19 protein-coding genes are annotated in these 16699 nt (G+C 65.3%); 11 read left to right on the top strand and 8 right to left on the bottom strand.

The features are described from left to right. Window positions 1-354 precede the first annotated feature (354 nt). Window positions 355-738 carry a hypothetical protein gene (locus MKK67_RS15805; protein ID WP_243966050.1) on the bottom strand — a complete coding sequence of 128 codons (384 nt, stop codon included), beginning with the start codon at window positions 736-738 and terminating at the stop codon, window positions 355-357. Window positions 739-1082: 344 nt separating this feature from the next. On the opposite strand from MKK67_RS15805, the gene MKK67_RS15810 reads away from it, so the two are divergent. After that, window positions 1083-1931, top strand: a complete 849-nt coding sequence (locus MKK67_RS15810; protein WP_243966051.1) for a helix-turn-helix domain-containing protein — start codon at window positions 1083-1085, stop codon at window positions 1929-1931. Window positions 1932-3236: 1305 nt separating this feature from the next. Then, a complete protein-coding gene (locus MKK67_RS15815; protein ID WP_243966052.1) occupies window positions 3237-3776 on the top strand; it encodes a hypothetical protein in 540 nt (179 codons plus the stop codon). Between the two features lie 295 nt (window positions 3777-4071). On the opposite strand, the gene MKK67_RS15820 is transcribed toward MKK67_RS15815, so the two are convergent. Continuing rightward, the gene (locus tag MKK67_RS15820) at window positions 4072-5766 is read right to left on the bottom strand and encodes a methyl-accepting chemotaxis protein (RefSeq protein WP_243966053.1); all 1695 of its coding nucleotides are present in this window, start codon (window positions 5764-5766) and stop codon (window positions 4072-4074) included. A gap of 564 nt (window positions 5767-6330) precedes the next feature. Here MKK67_RS15820 and MKK67_RS15825 point away from each other — a divergent pair. Further along, window positions 6331-7122 carry an EAL domain-containing protein gene (locus MKK67_RS15825; protein WP_243966054.1) on the top strand — a complete coding sequence of 264 codons (792 nt, stop codon included), beginning with the start codon at window positions 6331-6333 and terminating at the stop codon, window positions 7120-7122. A gap of 575 nt (window positions 7123-7697) precedes the next feature. Here MKK67_RS15825 and MKK67_RS15830 read toward each other — a convergent pair. From MKK67_RS15830 to MKK67_RS15850, 5 genes are all read right to left on the bottom strand, one after another. Next, window positions 7698-8624: a hypothetical protein gene (locus tag MKK67_RS15830; protein WP_243966055.1), complete on the bottom strand. Its 927-nt coding sequence runs from the start codon at window positions 8622-8624 to the stop codon at window positions 7698-7700. After that, window positions 8624-10489 carry a hypothetical protein gene (locus MKK67_RS15835; protein ID WP_243966056.1) on the bottom strand — a complete coding sequence of 622 codons (1866 nt, stop codon included), beginning with the start codon at window positions 10487-10489 and terminating at the stop codon, window positions 8624-8626. Before MKK67_RS15835 ends, MKK67_RS15830 begins: the two co-directional genes overlap by 1 nt. A 37-nt stretch (window positions 10490-10526) precedes the next feature. Continuing rightward, window positions 10527-10805, bottom strand: coding sequence for a hypothetical protein (locus MKK67_RS15840; protein WP_243966057.1), 279 nt, complete (start codon window positions 10803-10805; stop codon window positions 10527-10529). Beyond that, window positions 10805-11521: a hypothetical protein gene (locus MKK67_RS15845; protein ID WP_243966059.1), complete on the bottom strand. Its 717-nt coding sequence runs from the start codon at window positions 11519-11521 to the stop codon at window positions 10805-10807. The genes MKK67_RS15840 and MKK67_RS15845 overlap by 1 nt, the downstream gene beginning before the upstream one ends. Window positions 11522-11817: 296 nt before the next feature. Continuing rightward, the gene (locus tag MKK67_RS15850; protein WP_243966060.1) at window positions 11818-12402 is read right to left on the bottom strand and encodes a hypothetical protein; all 585 of its coding nucleotides are present in this window, start codon (window positions 12400-12402) and stop codon (window positions 11818-11820) included. Between the two features lie 268 nt (window positions 12403-12670). Here MKK67_RS15850 and MKK67_RS15855 point away from each other — a divergent pair, with 268 nt between their 5' ends. The 6 genes from MKK67_RS15855 (at window position 12671) to MKK67_RS15880 (ending at window position 14377) form a co-directional block, all read left to right on the top strand. Then, window positions 12671-12838 carry a hypothetical protein gene (locus tag MKK67_RS15855; RefSeq protein ID WP_243966062.1) on the top strand — a complete coding sequence of 56 codons (168 nt, stop codon included), beginning with the start codon at window positions 12671-12673 and terminating at the stop codon, window positions 12836-12838. Window positions 12839-12972: 134 nt separating this feature from the next. Next, a complete protein-coding gene (locus tag MKK67_RS15860; RefSeq protein ID WP_243966064.1) occupies window positions 12973-13158 on the top strand; it encodes a hypothetical protein in 186 nt (61 codons plus the stop codon). Next, window positions 13155-13382, top strand: a complete 228-nt coding sequence (locus MKK67_RS15865) for a hypothetical protein (RefSeq protein ID WP_243966066.1) — start codon at window positions 13155-13157, stop codon at window positions 13380-13382. Before MKK67_RS15860 ends, MKK67_RS15865 begins: the two co-directional genes overlap by 4 nt. Continuing rightward, a complete protein-coding gene (locus tag MKK67_RS15870) occupies window positions 13379-13657 on the top strand; it encodes a hypothetical protein (RefSeq protein WP_243966068.1) in 279 nt (92 codons plus the stop codon). Before MKK67_RS15865 ends, MKK67_RS15870 begins: the two co-directional genes overlap by 4 nt. A gap of 1 nt (window position 13658) precedes the next feature. After that, window positions 13659-13919, top strand: a complete 261-nt coding sequence (locus MKK67_RS15875; RefSeq protein WP_243966070.1) for a hypothetical protein — start codon at window positions 13659-13661, stop codon at window positions 13917-13919. Next, complete coding sequence (locus tag MKK67_RS15880) at window positions 13916-14377, top strand: hypothetical protein (protein WP_243966072.1); 462 nt, start codon at window positions 13916-13918, stop codon at window positions 14375-14377. Before MKK67_RS15875 ends, MKK67_RS15880 begins: the two co-directional genes overlap by 4 nt. A 55-nt stretch (window positions 14378-14432) precedes the next feature. Here MKK67_RS15880 and MKK67_RS15885 read toward each other — a convergent pair whose 3' ends face one another. Further along, on the bottom strand, window positions 14433-15083 hold the full coding sequence (locus tag MKK67_RS15885) for a hypothetical protein (RefSeq protein WP_243966073.1): 651 nt from the start codon (window positions 15081-15083) through the stop codon (window positions 14433-14435). Window positions 15084-15487: 404 nt separating this feature from the next. On the opposite strand from MKK67_RS15885, the gene MKK67_RS15890 reads away from it, so the two are divergent. Continuing rightward, window positions 15488-16009, top strand: coding sequence for a MucR family transcriptional regulator (locus MKK67_RS15890; RefSeq protein WP_243966074.1), 522 nt, complete (start codon window positions 15488-15490; stop codon window positions 16007-16009). Between the two features lie 379 nt (window positions 16010-16388). Next, window positions 16389-16607 (top strand): hypothetical protein, encoded by a 219-nt coding sequence (locus MKK67_RS15895; RefSeq protein ID WP_243966075.1) that lies wholly within the window; start codon window positions 16389-16391, stop codon window positions 16605-16607. Window positions 16608-16699 lie beyond the last annotated feature (92 nt).

Consider the following 16699-nt stretch of genomic DNA (forward strand, 5'->3'; position numbering starts at 1 on the left):
GACTTAACCGTGCCGCCCGGCCGACATGCCATGTCCGGCTGGCGTGTTCTCAAAGACGAGAGGCCTGCCTTCAGCGTCGAGCAAAAGTGAGCCCGCTTACCTGCGCCTGGAGTTCCTTGGCGATGCGTTCGGCTTCCTCGATGGTGGTGCCAGGGGTCAACTTTAATCCGAGAACAGCGCGTGCCAGTGCCGTGACGGTCTCCGCGCCTTCGAGAGCAATCCACGGTTCCCCGCCCGCATGTTCCTTCACCCTAAACCGTATCCCTACGCACTCTGTCATTTCGCATCCTGTTTATGGTCCGCCGATGAGCGGCACGCCGACACTGGCATCTCGTCAGGTCGCTGTAATCGAAATCACAGGGGCTCGCAGACCTCCTGATCGTTCTCATCGAATACGTGCTCGATCACGCCGTAGGGTGGCCCGTCGAACCAGCCGATAGCCTGCGCTTCCTGACCGGAGATCGTGCGCGTCGTGACTGGCTCGCCAGCGTCCTTGGTCGCAATCGTTGCCTCATCGATCTGGATGGCGAGAACGGTACGCGAGCCGATGTCGGTGCAGCGGTACCGCCTGCCGGAGCAGATAAACTCCCCGCCGATGCGAAAATCACAACGATCCATCGGCGCCTCCCCCATCCCAGTCCTATCATGCATCGGGATTTGAGACGGCCACCAGTCGGCCGTGGCTAAGTGGCAGGACAGAAAGGCGCGGGTGTCGGCGCGGTGGCTGGGGTCGCCCAAGACGTATGCACGTCCTCCATCACGCTGCTGAGCACGAGGTGGCCAAAACTCTCTGGCGTTGACTTGGCCATGCGCCCCGGTCGACATGGAGCGTTCCGGCCGGACCCGCCTTGGCGAGTCGCGGCTGTCTTCAGGAGAGCAACCGCTGCGGATCTGAGACCCTGAAAAGCCAACAGCCCCTTCCCGGCAAGGAAGAGGCTGCTGAAATTCCTGGGGCCTGGTGGGGCCGCGTGACTGCTCCCCACAAGCCACATGATTCCCTCGGGAGTCAAGACGGAACCCGCTTCCGTCAACGGGAAGGCTTTGCCTGGACCCTAGCCGCGGCCCGTGAGGGACCGGGTTCGATGAACTATACCGATGAGATCCGCCGACAGGTGGAGGCGGCCCCGCGCGCCGCGTTGCCGGCTGTCACGGCTGCGCTCTGGCGCGCCTACAGCGAGGGGAAGGTCACGGAGGCTGAGGCCGAGGCGCTGTCCGGCCTGATCGAGGCGAGAACATTGTCCACGGGTAGACCGCGGTCCGAACAGACCCCGAACCCAACAGAAACCGTCACACCCCAAACAGGGGATCCCACCAAGAACGTATCAGGTCTCACGGGAGCCCCCAGGAGGCCCGGCGTCGGCTCCAGGCCACGCACGGACGCCTCAATGGAGCGCCGCCGCCGCTGGGCCGCCTCTGGCCGCATGCCGCAGGCTATCGTCGCCCGGTTCACCTTGGCCGAGCAGGCCGTGCTCTCCCTCGTGGCTGCCGAGGTCGCCCGCCGGAAGGACTGCCGGCTGTCGATCGAGAACATGGCCGCCGTCGCAGGCGTGTGCCGCTCGACCGTGAAGAATGCGATCCGCGAGGCCGCACGGTTGGGCCTGCTGACCGTCGAGGAGCGCCAGATCACCGGCTTCCGCAACGACACCAACATCGTGCGCATCGTCTCGCCAGAGTGGCTGGCATGGCTCCGGTTGGCCCGGAAGGGGAATACCGCCTGGCCTACCTCTGCCCAAGGGGAGGGTCGTCACGGTCCCACCTTACAAAGGGGAGGGGTCAAAAGCGTGACCAGCACGCCTACTGAAGTACCAGATCGGGGGAAAACGAGACCAGCGGAATCAAAGAAGGGTTGCCGACAAGCGGCTGGCGACCTCGACCGATCAGGCCAGACAAGAATCCGCGCGAGCGGTAGGGCCGGCCGAGCCATGCGGTGAGGGTCTACGATCGGACGGTTTGCCGAACGGCGCTGGGCTCCAGGCGAGGTTTATCGACTGTCGTGCGACGCTCCACATGAAACTATTTGAGCATTCTGCATCATCAGTGCGCACGAGCACGATTTTAACCGTGTTCGGCTTGCGAAGATTCCGGATCATCCTGGCCTTGAACTGTTTCTTGCCCAAACCAGTTCTGAGAGGATGTTACAGCGTAGTCCCGTCTTTGTAGGCGATCTGAAGCCTGTGGGTGCTGCCCGGCCACTCATGGTCGTAAGGCCTAGCAGCCACCTATCATCTTGGGCCACGATCTCGATTTCCTGCCTCTCTACCCTCACACTGATTGCCGTCAGCGCGGCCTGGCTTGTTCCGCGCAGCAGCTGGATTTCGCTGACGTCGCCGCGTCGCACGACATCTGTCGTGCCCGTCGAAGCTTCGACACCCGCTATCTTTCCGTCGTGGGTCGAGGTCCCGCACCTGACAGGACCACTATCAACCGGGGACTATCCGGATGTTTCGCCGTCTGCAGACGGACTACGCACCTTCCTGGATCCGCACCCGGCGGACACGGCGGAGCAGCCGGGATTCCTGCCGCCCCGCGTCAACCCGCGCCTGCCGCTGATCGGCCGCGCGCCCCTCGACGCGGCGCGTCTAACGCACGAACAGTCGCCCGTTTGGAATGAGCACACCGAACGCCGGGATGGCGGGACATCGGTTCCGCCGCCCGTGGTAGCGACGCTCGAACCGGATGTGCCGCAACAGTCGCAGAATCGAGCCGGGACGGGGCCGACCCTTGCGCCGATCCTGCCACCCCGATCGGCGCAGATGCAGACCCCGACCGAGGTCCTCGGTCGTCCCGCACCGACGATCAGCGCTGTGCACCCGCCCGGACGCGTGGCGACGCTCAACCCAGATCCTGCGCGGCAGGTGGTGGATCGAACGAGCCCGATCACGCCGCCCCGCGACGCAGGGGGTGTGATCGCGCCGATCCTGAACCCCGGACCGACGCGACACACGCGGTCGCTCAGGCGGCCAAGGTCGGCGACGGGAGTCTCGCGGGCCCGGGTGCCGTACCGCGACACTGAACAGACGGCGAGCATCATCAGCCTGCCGAGATCGGCTCGGGTGGGGGTCGATGCCGGCGCGATCGCGCACGCCTCCCTGCACCGAGCACGACCTGAGCGCTCGGCCGTCCCATCACCCGCTCCTGCGCCGTCCGCACCCTGGACGCTGCCATCAGCCCTTGCGCCGACGGATTAGTGCGATGCCGCGGCCCCTCGTTCACCCCTCCGAAGAAGGAAAGCCGTGATGTTCGTTCGTTCGATCTGCTGCGCCACCCTCATCTCTGTCCTGGCCGCCCCAGCGTTGGCGCAGGATGCGCCCGCTGCGCCGGACACCTCAGCGGCCACGTGGCAGATGCCGTGGCAGATCGCACCGATCGGACCGGCGTCGGCTGCGGCCGGTGAGCAGACGATCCTGTCGATGGTGCCTGGCACCGGCCTGGTGAAGGGTACATCCGTCGCCCTGCAGAGGATCGGACAGCCTTTGCCGGAAGTGCCGGGCCGCAACCGCACGGTCGACACCTGCCGTGCGGTCGTCATGAGCGAGGCCGGCAAAGCTGGGATGAAGCAGGTTGAGGCGGTCTCGGCGGGTGCGGACAGGACGGATAAGAAGGGCGACTACTTCGCGCCAGTGCTGTTCCGCATCACCTACGACCGGCCGATGATGTACGAGGTGCGCGAGGCAGCGATGATCTGCGTCGTGAGCCGCAAGGGCGCTATCGTCGATGCCTACATGCCGGCTGACGAGTCGGTCGTCACGGAGTGGACGGCGCTCGGCCGCCGGTGAGCTGATGGGACTGCACCTCTCGCACCTGCTACAGCTGCGCCTCTTCCCGTCAGCGCGCCCGAGGCGTTCGCGACACCGCAAAGCGTGCGGCGGGCAAGCATGCGACGACAGGCGCGCTCCGGGCCAGCTCTCCCTAGGCCGCCCGTGAAGCCTCGGCCGGGCTGTCACGTGAGGGTCGGCGCGGCGGGGGAACTGGTCTACGCCTTCAGCGAGGGCGCCGGCCAGGGCCGCCGTGTGACCTTGAACCTCGTCGAATAGAACGATGTCCCAGGGATCTACGGTATCCATCGTCGCCTTACGCCGCGCGAACGGTCGCCAGGAAGCGTCCCACCTCGGCGGCGAGGTGCTCGGACTGGCGCGACAGCTCCGAGGCCGCCCCAAGCACCTGGCTCGCCGCGGCGCCGGTCTCCTCGGCCGCACCGGCAACGCCCGAGATATGGCTGGTCACCTCGCCTGTGCCCATCGCGGCTTGGCTGACGTTGCGCACGATCTCCTGGGTGGCAGCGCCCTGCTGCTCGACGGCGGCGGCGATCGACGTAGCCACGCCGCTGATCTCGCGGATCCGCCCGGTGATCCCGTCGATCGATGTGACCGCCTGACCGGTGGAGGCCTGGATCCGGGCGATTTGGCCCGAGATCTCACTGGTAGCCTTTGCGGTCTGCTCTGCGAGCGCCTTTACCTCAGAGGCTACGACAGCGAAGCCCTTACCCGCCGCACCCGCTCGCGCCGCTTCGATCGTCGCGTTCAGCGCGAGCAGGTTGGTCTGGCCTGCGATGGTCGAAATCAAACCAGCCACATCGCCGATCCGCGAGACTGCGGCACTCAGTTCCTGCACCAAGGCGCCGGTTTGGTCGGCCTCGTGTACCGCACGCTGTGCCAACTCAGCCGAGCTGGCGACCTGCCGGCTAATTTCTTGGACCGACGATCCCAACTCTTCGGCGGCAGCCGCAACGGTGTTGACGTTGGAGGCCGCCTCCTCGGCGGCGGCTGCCACCGTGGTCGACTGGCTAGCCGTCTCAGTCGCAGTAGCCGTCATCGTCTGCGCGGTGGCCTGCAGCTCGGTGGCGGAGGACGACACCATCCCAATGATACTGCCGACCGCTTGTTCAAAGCCGTTGGCCATCTGACGCATTCCCACCTTGCGCTGCTCCTCGGCAGCCAGACGCGCCTGGGCGGTCTCCGCCTCAAGCTGACGGGTGTGGATCAGGTTGTCCTTGAACACCTGTACGGCAGCAGCCATTGCACCGATCTCGTCGCGGCGTGTCGTGCCCGACACTTCAACCGCCACATTGCCTGAGGCGAGATGGCGCATGACGCCTTCGAGGCGCTTCAGCGGCTTGAGGCTCCGGCGCACGAGGAACCAGAACCCAGCACTACAGCCCGCAGCCAGCAACACGCCAATCAGGGCAGCCTCTGTCCGCATCCGACTGATGACGGTGAGGTAGTCCGCTTGCTTCACCCCGGTGTAGAGGACGCCGATCGTGCTTCCGTCGGCAGCCGATATTGGATCGTAGGCGGTGAAGTACGGAACCCCAAGGACCTCGGCCTTACCCCTGAAAGAACGGCCCTGCTTGAGCACAGCATCGTAGACGGGCCCGGCAGCCAAGCGGGTTCCGATCGCGCGTGTCCCGTCCGGCTTGGTGACGTTGGTGGCGATGCGTGTGTCGCCAAGGAAGATTGTTGCGGTTCCGCCTATGATGGCCTGGACGCGATCGACGGCTGGATCGTTCTGATTGATACGATGGGATCCAACCTGCAGCTGCCCGTCTACGAGGCTGAAGCGCTCGGAGCCGCCCTCGTCAACCAGGCTCTGGCGTAGCAGGCGCATGTTGCTTTCCAACACGGCGGATGCGTGCTGGGTCATGTCCGTCTCGACGTCGCGCAGGATGAGGCCAACTGTACAGATGGAGGCGAAGCTGAGCAGAGCGGTTCCGACGAGACTGAGACGGACCGGCAGCGAGAAGCTGGGCCAAGCAGCACGGTAACGCATCCAATGGCTCTCATGGCGTGAGGCCGACCTCATCGTGACAGACCAGAGCGCCATCCCCGTTCGATGAACGAGGACATTCCGGCTGTAACAAAGGATCGTGGGACAAATTGAAACGGGTGCTGGAAGCCGGACTTGCCCCAGACAATCTAGGACCCAATTATCTGTTGTCAGGTTAAATACCTATTAAACCGCAGCTGAGCACGAGTTAAATCGTTCAAAGCATCTGATTTCGGTTGTATGCCAACCTGAAATTGCATAACTTATGTGAGGATGAGCCGGGGGGCGACTTCCTCGGCTCCGAACGCCTCAACGACGGCGATCACGTTCTCCAACTCGGCAAATTGGCGCAGCGCGCTCCCGACCGGCAACCAAAGGTGTGGCTTCGGTTCAGTGTTGGCCCGGCCGCGGCATCGTGCGGGAAAAACACATATGTTTGATAAATTTGACGGCAAAGCTGGATATGACCCGAAATAATAAGCGTTTTTACTCGGATTTTAGCGGGGTATTAATACGATAGTCGCTCAATCGAAATCTATCGAGAAAGGTACACGGTAGGGCGGCCCTATGAAGCGCGGATGCCAAGGTTGCCAAGACGCCGAACCCCTGCCGTTCACCTTCACGATGGCGTTCCATCCCATCGTAGATATCAGTCGGGGTACGGTTTGGGGCTACGAGGCCCTGGTCAGAGGCACTGAGGGGCAGGGTGCCGGCCAGATCCTCGGGATGGTCGACGAGAGCAATCGCTACAAGTTCGATCAAGCTTGCCGCGTCAAAGCGATTGAGCTCGCCGGCACCTTGTTCCCAGACAAGGAAACTCGGCTTTCGATCAACTTCATGCCCAACGCCGTCTACGAACCTGCCGCCTGCATCCGAGCGACGCTCGACGCTGCCCGCCGCGTTGGCTTCGCGCATCGTCAGATCATGTTCGAGTTCACTGAGAACGAGCGCATGACGGACGTAGCCCACGTTCAACGGATCATTGCCGAGTACCGCAAGCAGGGCTTCGTGACCGCCCTCGATGACTTCGGTGCGGGCTATGCCGGTCTGAACCTCTTGGCGAGCTTCCAGCCCGATTTCATCAAGCTCGACATGGAGCTGATCCGGGGGATCGCGACCTCGCCGGCACGGCAGACCATCGTCGCCGGCGTGATCATGATGGCACGCCAGCTGGGCGTGGCGGTGATTGCCGAGGGTGTCGAGACGGAAGCGGAGCTGACCGCCCTGCGTGCAGCCGGGATCCAGCTGTTCCAGGGCTACCTCTTCGCCAAGCCCGCGGTGGCCAGCCTGCCCGCGGTCCGTTTCCCCGCCTCCTCCGCCTTGTCGACAGAAGCTCTCGCTCAATCCTATGTCGCCTAACGGCGGCTAATAGGCCCAAGGCCATCTCACCTCGACATCTGCCCGCGCCCCCCCCCGAGCGCATACCCGCTCAGCACGGCCAGACCTACGATCCGCAGGAGGAGCCGCCCGCACCTTCAGTGCGTGTGGTGTGATACCCCTCCTGCTACCGTGCTTCTTACCGTAGCGCTGCCGTCGGCTACCGCCCCTTGCCGCACGCTACCGTTCCACGGCCGTGTACAGCCGTCGTCCTGCTGCCTCGGCGTCATCCCTAAACCGAAGCCGATCGAAGCAACACGCAGCAGACCGAAGCGGCGCCGATGCTCTCGGACGTTCGCGCTTGTTCGGAAACGCTCGAAAATATTCTCTGCACACCTGTGCACCCTGGGGTGCGGACCAGCTTGCCCGGCACAATCCGTGACTACGGGTGCCTTGGTCTGTAGGCGGAATAACCCCGCCTCTGCGCCCCTGTTCGGTCCCGGTTCGGCACCGGTCGTGGCTGCCTCATGGGACCTCGTTACTCGACACGGCGGCCGCCATCTTGGACCCCGTGCTCGAGAAGCACGATCAAACCTACGATCCCCGCGCCGGGCCTCTCACCCCGGCATTCCGCAGCATCCCGTAGAACTTGCCCGGCCGACGAAACTCGGCGAGGCATCCATCAGCATGGCGGGCTGGCCGAGATCTGCGAGCCGAGCGCGGACTATATCGGCGCCACCGGAGGCGGCCACGTCGTCGGCGAGCTTCCCAGCGGCGGCCGAGCCGAACCCAGCCGTGGGGGCGAGGCGTTCGGCAGCGAACTCTCCAGCCTTACGCACGCCAGCGCCGACGCCGGCGCCGAGAAGGGGGGCGCCGAGGCCGAGGGCAGCCCCCGTGAAACCGCCGCGCCGGGTTTCCCCCAAATCCCCGCCACTGCGCACCGCCGCATCGGCGGAGCCGAGCGCACCGCCTGAAACCGTAGACGCCAGCAGCCGCGCCGGTAGCGCCGCCTCGCCCGCGCCGAACAGAGCCGGTGCCGCCATGATCATGGGGGCGGTCCCGATCACGCCGCCCGCCACACCGCCGACCGTGCTGGCGACGGGGTGCGCCGCTTTGGCACCCGCGTCGTAATCCTGGATGCGCTTGAGCTCGTCCGAGTAGGTTGTCCCATCACGATACGAGCGAATACCGGCAGCGACGCGGTCGCTGGCACCCGTCATCATCGGCCCGACCACGGGGATGCTATCCATGGCGCTGCTGGCCGCGGCGTAGAGGCCGGTCGGCACGCCCGCACCCTGCTTCCGCAGGTCCTCGCTGCTCGGCATGTCAGGCAGGCCGCCCTCGACGTAGGGGGCAGCCGCAGCAGCCTTTGCCGCTGCAATCTGCTGCGCCTGGCTCGGTTCAGGTGCTGGGCGCGCCTGCTGAACCTTGAACGCCGCATAGGCGTCAGGGTCGAACGCCTCAATGGGGGCCGCCTGAGCGCCGACGGTCTGAGCTTTGTAGGCCGCGAAGGCCTCGGGATCGAACGCCTCGATCTCAGCCATCAGAACCCCTCCTGCGACATGCGAGCGTGAGCGTCGGCTGCGGACAGCCCGCCCTGCCGGAGCTGCTGGTAGCGGGCGGCCGGATCGACAGTCTTCGACGGCCGGTCCTGAGCTTGCTGCCCGAGCTTGGGCGGGGTCGGGGCCTCTGGCAGGTAGGTCGCCCGGTCGGGGTCGACGCCATACTTGGTCGCGAGGTCGCGATAGCGTTCTGCCACGCCCTGCGCGGTGTTCCTGGCGCCGTTGTAGATAGAGGTGGCCTGGCCGAGGAAGTCCTGGCGCTGGCCATCCGTGAGGATCTGGCCGTTCCGCAGCTTCTCGTAGGCGCTCCACACTCGGTCGGGGACGCCGGCTGTCTTGCGGGCCGTCTCGTACTCACCCTCACGGACCACGGAGGACGGATCCAGCATTTTCATAAATCCGAAAATCAGGCCCATGTCCGACGCGGGCGAGACAGCTTTCGGGTCGTCCTGGCGGATCTTCGTCGCGGAGATGATCCGGTTGTAGCCGTCGTGCACGTCCGAGAAGCTGCCGAGCTGCTTGGAGAACTCGCCGCGCAGCTTGGTCTCGGTGTCGAACCCGTCAGGCTTGGCGGACGGCGCACTCACGATCGGCTTCAACGTTACCGGGTCGTACAGGGTCGCCCCCGGGCGCAGCTCGCGCGGCGCGGCCGGCACGGCCGTGACCGGCTTCCCCTCCTCGTCGTAGCGGGTCTGCCCGGGGCTGAGCGTGTACGAGCCGTCCCGACCTGCAGCCGCGAGCTTCGCCTTCATCTCAGGGTCGGCTTCGCTGCCGGGAATGTATTCGTAGCCCTGACCGTCCGCGCACATCCGGTAGTTGGCCGGCGGTTGCACGTTGAGACCAGTGAGACCTCCCGTGAGCACTGACGATGGGCTGGCTGCAGCCAACGCTTGCAGCTCTGGCGAACCGCCACGGCTCTTGACGAAGTTCCGGGCGGCGGCCTGCTGCTGCATGTCTTGCTGCATCTTGTACAACTCAAGCTGCTGCTTCACGTCGCCCATGCGGCTCTGCTGGTAGCCCTGCAGGCCCACACCGATACCTGCACCAAGGCCGCGCTGCGTCAGAAGGCCGATGCCGAGGTTCAGCATCAGGTTCGAGAAGTCAGGGTTGTTCACACCCTGAACGAACCGCTCCATGACGCCGGGCTGACCACCAGTGCCACCAGCCTGACCAGACGCTGCGGCCGCACCTGACGGGGAAACCGCGCCCTGCGGCGCCCCGAGTGGGCGCGGCTGGCCGGCGGTGATCTGACCGCTCAGCGGATCGAACTGGCCGGGATCCGGGGGCGCCGTCTGCGAAGGATCAGCGAACCGGCCGCTCGGGGGCATTCCGGCCGACCGGGGCCCGACCGCTGGAGCATCGGGGCGATATGCAGATGAGGCGACCGTCTGTGCCGGCAATGCACCGGGGTTCGTGCCCGCCACCACGGGCTCGGTGGCGGGCAAGGCCGCGAGGTCGGCATCCGAGGGGCGCTGCGGCGGGGTCGGCACCATCCGCGAGCCCATCGGATCGGCAGTGCCCGTGAAGCCTCCGGGGCCACCACCCATACCGGCGCGATTGAACAGAAGCTGATCGGGCGAACCCGGCTGCTGCCCAGCGCCCGGCATACGCATGCCCATCTGCTCCTCGAGCCGACGAGTATCGCCCTCGGTCATCGCGACCTGTGGGCCGCCCCGGTCCGGGATCGCGCCCGTGGACTGCGGGTCGGCCTGACCGAGCAGGCTGCCCGGCGCTTGGGGTGCCGCAGGCTGCCCCTGCTGCTGTAAGGCCGCCATGACCTGTGCCTGCTGATCAGGGGTCAAATCGGCGAATGCGGGGAGAGCCCCGAAGGAGAGACCGGCGCTCATCGGTGCGTCCGTAGGTTCGAGGAAGAGGTGCGAGCGGTCATGCCGACCCCGCGCTGCTTAAGAGGGCGCCGTAGCGCTCGGCCTCGTTGCTGGCCTGACGATCGAGCTGGCCCAGCGCGCTGAACAGGCCGCACAGATCCGGGATCGGGCCACCGTTCTCCAAGTTGCTCGCAGCAAGGCCGGCGATGCCCTGAATGGCTCGGAACAGGGTGGCGAGTTCGGTCCGGCAGGCGAGCGTCCGCATCTCCAGGTCGGTTAGGCCCGACAGGTCGGCGGTGGTGTCGTGCGGGATGGCGGGTCGGGCAGCCTCGATCATCAGGCGGCCCTCGGAATGGCGACGCTCAGCCGACCGTCAGGGGCAGCGGCGGGTGAGCGCGCTACATCGGCGGTGCCAACCAAACCGATGGAGCAGAAGTAATGAGTGTGCATGGGTCGGTCGAAGTCGATCCCCAAATTCTGTCCGGACCGTTGTTCCACCTGTGCGGACCGATCCTTCAGCCTGGCGCCGTCATCTTGCCTGGCAATTACGGTCGTGTTCTTGCTCGCTTCGGATGGCTGCACGCCATGAGTGTACGCGAACATGCGCTGGAAGAATGGCGCAGAGTGAACGCGCACGAGAAGGCTTCGCGGCTTCGAAGCTGCTACGTCTTCCTTTCGAAGGATGATGCGCTCGCCTTCCGAGGCCAGGTAATACCCGGTGGGCAAGCTCAAGGCTTCGAGGCGCACTTGCTGTACTTGGTGCGACTGTGTGAACCCGAGAAACCTCACCACCTCACGCACTATGATTTTGTAGGACCGTTTGGCCCTCCGGGCTTTTGGCCAGAGATTTATTGGCGTCCGGTTAGACCCATGGCGGGCATGACCGCCGACGTAGAACAGCTGCGGACGCACGCCATGCGCGCCGCCGGCCGCGGCGGTTCCGGCATGGAGCTGCTGACTGAGTCGGCGCTCGTCGTCGAGCACCGTTTTGACGATCTGTAGGCGCACGTCACAATCTGGCGTGCCGCCCGGCGACCGGCCGTCGCCCGACATCACGCTGCCACCAGCATCAGAGCGGACGGAGCAGTAGGCGGAGGCGCCCGAGGCGGATCTTCAGGCGCGATGATCGAAGCAACTGCCCGGCGCACCAAGGCGCTGGCCGTGGTGCCCTCACGACGCGCTGCGCCGTGGAGCGCCGCATGAAGCTCGCGGTCAGTCCGGACGATCAGAATGGTGTCGAGGTTGAGCGGTCGCACGGGCGCCTCCCTTTCCATGACTTGGAAAGTAGAGGATCGCGCGCGGATGTATATACGAAGATTAGAGCCGGTTCGTCTTCCCAGTCTTCTGAGTTATGCTGCGTCAGTGCCAACCAAATATTTCAGCAGCTTGGCCTTCTCTGCATCAGCATCGCGCTCGGAATTCTCAGTCGCCCCTAATTCCGCAGCACGCTGGCTAAGCCAGCCCTCGACGGCGGGATTGTCCTGCGACGCGGCGAGGAGGCGGCCATACAACGTCCCGGTCTCCTGGGCTTTCTTGAGGTCAGCCAGCGCGATCCCCGAGCCCTCGATATTGAGCGGGTGCTTGAGGAAGATCGTGTCCATCACGGCCTCGACCCCGGCGCGGAACGCCATGCGGGCGAAGACATCGTTCTTCCAGCTCTTGTTCAAGTAGGCCATCGCGGCGCCGACAGCAGTCGTCATGTTGCGGAACATCGACTCCGTGTCCCCGTCGATCATTTTTCCGATCGGGTTCTTCTTCAGCGCGTCCTCTATCTTGTCCAACATGAACGTGTGTTCGAGGCGCGCTTCAATCTCTTGAGAAACTGAACGCCCGCTCAGTCGGGCCGCCTCCTCAAGGCGGTTCTTCCCCTCCAGCGTCGTCCGGAACCCCATCGCGTGGCGGCGGCCCTCGGTCTCCGGCAGCTTTGCGGGCATCAGCCCCTCCTGTCGTCTGCGTCGCTTCCTGTCTCCCCTGTACGGCTACTCCAACGACGCCACGCCCGTCAATGACGTTTCATCACACGAGTGAAACGGTATATCTGGACGTACCGTTACAAATATGCGAACAAATACGCGAGACGGATGTCGACGGAGCTACCCCATGCAGGCATGCGAGAGCGCAGCGGCTGAAACCAAGGCGAGCGCAGAGGCGCCCCGCCGGGCCGCGGGCGATGTTTTTTCCAGGATCCGAGAGGGGAAGAACGTGCGCGTCGCCCCGCTCGCGGAAGCGATCGGCATGAGCCGCGGTGGGCTCTACGGCGCCATCGAGTCGGGGGACGTGGAGGCGGTGAAGATCGGCCGCGCCGTGTTCGTCCCGGCGCACGTCGCTGGTCGGCTGCTCGGCATGAAGCTCGACGCCGTCGCCGCCTAACGAAAAACCGCCGGCCCCGAAAATCAGGACCGACGGCGGATCGTGTAATCAGCGTCTTGACACCGCTGTAGATATGCGATCCGGCGCTCAGCGCCAAGGGTTTTCAGGCCGGCACCTCAACAGCAGGTGTCACCATGAAGTCGAAGACCAACAACAGATCGATCGCCATCCGGCCGACAGAGGCCGTACCCGACCCCGCCGTGCTGCAGGCCGACGTCGAGCAGCGCCTGGCCTTCCGGTTCGGCGTGTCCTTGCCCGTCGCGGCGGTTCTCTCCAGCCTTGCCGGGATCGGTCCCCAGACCCGGGAGGCGCGCCGATGAACGCGCCCGCCCCCATCTCTCCCACGACCGGCCTCGTGTTCGACGCGGTGGCCGAAGCCGCCAGCATCGCCGAGGCCTATGCCCGGAACGCGGTCGAGTTCGCCCTGATCCGGGACGCCCGCGGCGCGGCCTACAGCCTGAACTGCGCGGCCAAGGCACTCGCGTCTGCCGCCTCGACCGCCCAGGCGCTCCGGCCCGCTCCCCAAAACGGGGGAGCGGTATGAGCAGCACCCGTATCCTCACCCCCGCCCCAGGCGCGCTCGCGTGCTTCAACTGCACAGCGTGGCGCCCCTGGGGAGACATGGGCGTCAGCTACGAGATGCCCGGTGGCCGCACGGTGGTAGGCCGGCGGCCGTCCGGGCAGTGCCGAGCCAGCGTCCCGACGATCGATCCCGACGCGATCGGGTCCGAAAACGCGACGTGGCCCGTGGTCGGCGCCGACGACTGGTGCCGCCAGTTCGAGCCCGCCCGATCCGGCGAGCGCGGGGATGCGGCCTAACATGCATCGCCTCATCAAACCTCCACGCAAAGCCAAGGCCTGCGCCTGGTGCCAGCACTTCGCCCAGACCAGCACCGCCTACGTCCACGGTGGCCGCGGGATCCTCGGCGCGATCGGCGAACAGCCCCGCGGCGACTGCCGCGCCAAGCCTCCGCGCCGGGACAAGAAGACTGGCGACGCCCTGTGGCCCGACGTGCTGGGCAACGACTGGTGCAGCGCGTTCGCCCGCCCCGAAACCGTGAAGCGCGGGGAGGCGGCTTGAGCAAAGTCGTCGCCTTTCCCAGCCCGCTCTCGACCCGCAAGACACCTATCGCCGTCGAAGTGATCGTGGCCCCGCAGGTCGACTTCTGGGTGGCGTGGCTGCGCCTCCCGACTGGGTATTTCACCGCCCTGGAGCGGACGCCCGACGAGCAGCACGCCATGTCGGACGCCCGCGCCTACGCCAAGCGCTACGGCATCCCCGTGACTTGGCGGGACACGCCGCTCGCCGTCGGGCTGGCCGAGCCGATCCCCAACCGACCCGGCGAAATCAGCATCTGGCCTGACGACGAGGGCGGCGGCTGCTGGCGGATCGACCACACGTCCGCCTCCGGTGACTGCGGCGCACTCGTCGGAACCGCCTTCTCGCTCGGTGAGGCCGTGCAGATCGCCCGCGATGCCGCGGTGCGCCTCGGGGCGACCTTCGAAGATCCTTCTCATCATTTCGGAGGTGCAGCATGACGGCGCACGCCTTTCCGTCCGAGACCGACCTGCGCCTCGCCCTGCGTGAGAACGGCTACCACCCGGTGCCGGTCTCCAGCCCAAGCATGAATATCGCATCGGCCGGCAAGCGCCCGGTCACATTGCCCACGATCGCCTGTCCGCCCTGGTAGACGTGGACGTGCTCGACCCGCACCGTCTGCTCGCCGCCGCGGCGCAACTTCGCCAGCGCCTCGACCTGTTGGGTATAGGTGCGCATCAGCTTGTTCGCGAGATTGCCCATGGTTTCCGCGACCTCGGGGTTATCCGTCTGGCAGGCTTTGCCGAGCGCTTGCATCGCGGCCTGGTGCGTCGTCGCCATCTGCACCGCCAGCATCCCCTCGATCTCGTTCTCGGGTCGAACTGCCTCCACGGCCGACAACATGCTGTTGGTGGCGCTCTCGGCCGTATCGGGCAGGCCGAACGCCACGCGCGTCAGGTGCCGGAGCTGTGTCTGCCCGAAGCTGACCGAAGCCCCGCCCGAGGCATCGTTCACCCGCACCGCCCAGCCGCTGTGGTCGGAGTGCGCCGGGCCGACCCTTGGGGTGTCATCCTCGTCCCGGGTCATCTTCACCGACACCGGCCGGCGCCGGGCCGTGTACCGCCGCAGGGAGTTGAGAGCGAGCACCTGCTCCTCGGTGGACGGATCGGGTCGCGTCTCGACCACGGCGGATTTTGATTGTTTCATGTTCCGCTTCCCCGTTAGCCGACCCGCATTATCACCGACCCGTCGCTAGGATCGACAGCCTCAACCCGAGGGCCTCCTAGGCCGATCGACCCTACAACGTCATCCAAGGCGCGATTGCAGGCTGCTGCGAGCGCATCGCTGGATGTGGTCGGCATGACGAGTAGGAGGCTGCGTACCAAGACGGACACAACGGTCACGCGCATGGTTGGGTGAAAGGGCGCTCCATCCCGATCGCGTTCAAAGGCAGTTACGACGTTGTCAGCGATCAGGGTGGCGAACCGTTCAAGGTCGAGGCTCGGCATCATCTCGAAGGTGCCTACGCTGAAAGATTTCTTTCAAGGTAACGTATTGCGTTTCGCAGCGCGACAACAGATTGTGCTGTCTTACTCAAAATCAGGTGCACCGTGGACCAAACCGTAGAGACCATCGAGGCTCCAGCCATCGATTTCATTGAACTGACGGCGGGCCTTGTCTCAGCCTACGTCTCGAACAATCACCTGCAACCGAGCGAGATCGCGACCCTGATCGCCAACACGCACGCTGCGTTGGCTGGGCTCAGCGAGGGGGCTGCTCCTGAGGCTCCGGCGGCCGAGAAGCTCACCCCCGCCCAGATCCGGAAGTCGATCACACACGAGGCGCTGATCAGCTTCATCGACGGCAAGCCGTACAAGACCCTGAAGCGCCACCTCAGCGGCAACGGCATGACGATTGAGGAGTACCGGGAGCGCTACGGGCTACCGCGCGACTACCCGTCTACGGCCGCCAGCTACTCCGAGAAGCGCTCGGCGCTCGCCAAGAGCCTCGGCCTCGGAAACAACCGCCGGAAGGCGGCTCCGAAGGCCGCTGAGCCGTCAGAGACCGTCTCAGACAAGCCGAAGCGCGCTGCTGGGCGGCCGCGGAAGGCGAAGGCAAGCGCTGAGGCCTAAGGAGAGAGCGTAAATCCGGCTCCTATCTTGGTCTTGAAACTGCGCAGGTACAGGGGCTCGACCGGCGGCGATAATCATAGCCGCCGGCTGACCCCTGAGCGTGGCTTAGGGTGTGAGCATCGGCACAGCCTCCGATTGCCGCGCACGTCGCAACAATGTTTTGCTACGCCAATTATCGGATCAAGTTAATCAACAAATCAATTAAGGTAATTTTCGGACGGTTCTTCAAAAATCAGCAGAATTTATTTCTTCTCGTTGGAGACCTATGCAAAGTTGACGTGTCAACGTCGAAGGCCATCGGCCTTGGCGGCGCCTGCGCCGACCTAACGTTCCTCCTATCCGAGGAGCAAGCGCAGGCGTTCAATCTGGAGCGCCGGGCATGACATACCGCGTCAAGATTGATCGCATCGGTAAGACCGGAGTGCCGCGAAGCGCCCCACGGATCTATTACGCGAAGGATGAGGCCGACGCGGCTAAGATCGCGGCCTACGAAGTCGACAGTGGCAAGCCCGATCGGCCCCGTGTCGCCACTGTCACCGACGCTACAGGGCGCATGGTGTTCACCTATTCTGGCCGCGCCGGTCTGGCTCGAACATGACCGACAACGAGCGCGAGGATCGGGCGCTCGACGACCGAGACGCCAAAGCCCTCATCGGCGTGATGCTAGCGTTCGAAGTGACGTTCCTGGCG

Source organism: Methylobacterium sp. J-072 (assembly GCF_022829425.1).
Lineage (GTDB): Bacteria > Pseudomonadota > Alphaproteobacteria > Rhizobiales > Beijerinckiaceae > Methylobacterium.

Bases quoted from the DNA above. Each gene is read 5' to 3' on its own strand.
- MKK67_RS15810 (WP_243966051.1), top strand. From the start codon at position 1,083: ATGAACTATACCGATGAGATCCGCCGACAGGTGGAGGCGGCCCCGCGC.
- MKK67_RS15815 (WP_243966052.1), top strand. From the start codon at position 3,237: ATGTTCGTTCGTTCGATCTGCTGCGCCACCCTCATCTCTGTCCTGGCC.
- MKK67_RS15820 (WP_243966053.1), bottom strand. From the start codon at position 5,766: ATGCGTTACCGTGCTGCTTGGCCCAGCTTCTCGCTGCCGGTCCGTCTC.
- MKK67_RS15825 (WP_243966054.1), top strand. From the start codon at position 6,331: ATGAAGCGCGGATGCCAAGGTTGCCAAGACGCCGAACCCCTGCCGTTC.
- MKK67_RS15830 (WP_243966055.1), bottom strand. From the start codon at position 8,624: ATGGCTGAGATCGAGGCGTTCGATCCCGAGGCCTTCGCGGCCTACAAA.
- MKK67_RS15835 (WP_243966056.1), bottom strand. From the start codon at position 10,489: ATGAGCGCCGGTCTCTCCTTCGGGGCTCTCCCCGCATTCGCCGATTTG.
- MKK67_RS15840 (WP_243966057.1), bottom strand. From the start codon at position 10,805: ATGATCGAGGCTGCCCGACCCGCCATCCCGCACGACACCACCGCCGAC.
- MKK67_RS15845 (WP_243966059.1), bottom strand. From the start codon at position 11,521: ATGTCGGGCGACGGCCGGTCGCCGGGCGGCACGCCAGATTGTGACGTG.
- MKK67_RS15850 (WP_243966060.1), bottom strand. From the start codon at position 12,402: ATGCCCGCAAAGCTGCCGGAGACCGAGGGCCGCCGCCACGCGATGGGG.
- MKK67_RS15860 (WP_243966064.1), top strand. From the start codon at position 12,973: ATGAAGTCGAAGACCAACAACAGATCGATCGCCATCCGGCCGACAGAG.
- MKK67_RS15865 (WP_243966066.1), top strand. From the start codon at position 13,155: ATGAACGCGCCCGCCCCCATCTCTCCCACGACCGGCCTCGTGTTCGAC.
- MKK67_RS15870 (WP_243966068.1), top strand. From the start codon at position 13,379: ATGAGCAGCACCCGTATCCTCACCCCCGCCCCAGGCGCGCTCGCGTGC.
- MKK67_RS15875 (WP_243966070.1), top strand. From the start codon at position 13,659: ATGCATCGCCTCATCAAACCTCCACGCAAAGCCAAGGCCTGCGCCTGG.
- MKK67_RS15885 (WP_243966073.1), bottom strand. From the start codon at position 15,083: ATGAAACAATCAAAATCCGCCGTGGTCGAGACGCGACCCGATCCGTCC.
- MKK67_RS15895 (WP_243966075.1), top strand. From the start codon at position 16,389: ATGACATACCGCGTCAAGATTGATCGCATCGGTAAGACCGGAGTGCCG.